2 protein-coding genes are annotated in these 1,386 nt (G+C 42.5%); both read right to left on the reverse strand.

Features of this window, described 5'->3' with window-relative positions:
- Positions 1-26 precede the first annotated feature (26 nt).
- On the reverse strand, positions 27-923 hold the full coding sequence (locus E0F88_RS33505; RefSeq protein ID WP_131963159.1) for an IS3 family transposase: 897 nt from the start codon (positions 921-923) through the stop codon (positions 27-29).
- A 23-nt stretch (positions 924-946) separates the two neighbouring features.
- Positions 947-1,129 carry a hypothetical protein gene (locus tag E0F88_RS34495; protein WP_229213996.1) on the reverse strand — a complete coding sequence of 61 codons (183 nt, stop codon included), beginning with the start codon at positions 1,127-1,129 and terminating at the stop codon, positions 947-949.
- Positions 1,130-1,386: the final 257 nt, after the last annotated feature.

Here is a 1,386-nt window from a genome sequence, read left to right on the forward strand (position 1 = left end):
CATATGCTACTGAAATCTGTTGACAGTTAGCCGGTTTTCTGATAATGATCCGGATAGTGGACATTCCCAAAACGGATTTTTTTATAGGGATACCATTTCAATGGGAGAGGTCCGGTCCGGTAATGTGCCTGATGGGGTGTCAGATATCCGAGCGATGCATGTGGCCGCATGGCGTTATAATTGTTAATCGCTTTCTCGACAGCTTCATATGCTGACGAAAAAGAAACAAAACCTCTGATTTCAAAATCTCCTTTAAGTGTCCGGAATAATCTCTCAGCCATCGCATTCTCGTTAGGATCGCCGCTCTGTGTCATACTGATCGTTACACCATGATCCCTGAGCCGGTCAACATATTTCCACGAGCAGTATTGCACACCGCGGTCCGAATGGTGGATCAATGGTTTGTCAGATTTGCCTCTTGATAAAAGCGCCATATCCAAAGCCCGCACTGAGCCTTGGGCCTCCATGGTTTTATCCAGGTGCCAGCCAACAATCTTACGTGAATAAGCATCCATAATCACAGACAGGTAAACAAAATTTGAACCCACGGAAATGTAGGTTAGATCGCTGACCCATAGAATATTTGCACAACTGGGCACTAGGTTTTTAGCCCTGTTAGGGTACTTGTAATAACAGTGGTCAGAGTCAGTGGTTTTAATCCGTTTTCGTTTTTTGTTCGATAGTAAACTATTGTTTTTCAGTAATTTATGTAGCTTGTCCCGGCCCAATTTGAGTTGATGGGCTCTGATAAAACCTTGCATAACTTCGTGCAGTTTAGCAGTCCCGATCCCCGGAATCTTAGACCTGATTCGCTTAACTTCTTGCAGGATCAAGTCCTGATGGAAACATTTTTTCTCCTGACGCCTGGCAGCCGCATACCAGGCTTGTCTTGTCAACCCAAACAACTTACACAACTGTTCCATACCAATTAGCGGGTAGCGACGGGTCAGTTTTTCGGTTGCTGGGCGCCAGGCTTTTTTAGGATTGGAATTTTAAATTCTTCTTCCGCGATCTGGATAACAATTTCATAAGCTTCGGCTTTGAGCCGTAGGAATTTGTTTTCTTTTTCAGCTTCTAGGAGGCGCTTTTCCAAAGCCTTCAAATAAGACGCATCGGTTTTCTTTTTCATAGTAGTTCTGTTATAAAATGAAAGGGAAAAATAAGGTCTTAACCGGTGCTTAAAGTACCACCGGTTCATTTGGCGAAGTTCTGTCTGCGAGATGTGGAGACTCTGTTGGATCTCAAATTGACTGGATAACTCTGCACGGTAAATTTCCACAACTTTTCTCTTAAAAAGTACAGATCGTCTGCTTTTTTTATTTCTTTGTAAGTCATTAACATTCATAATGTTACAAGTTAAGTGTACACTTAAAATAGTAGCATATG

The organism is Dyadobacter psychrotolerans (assembly GCF_004349265.1).
GTDB lineage: Bacteria > Bacteroidota > Bacteroidia > Cytophagales > Spirosomataceae > Dyadobacter > Dyadobacter psychrotolerans.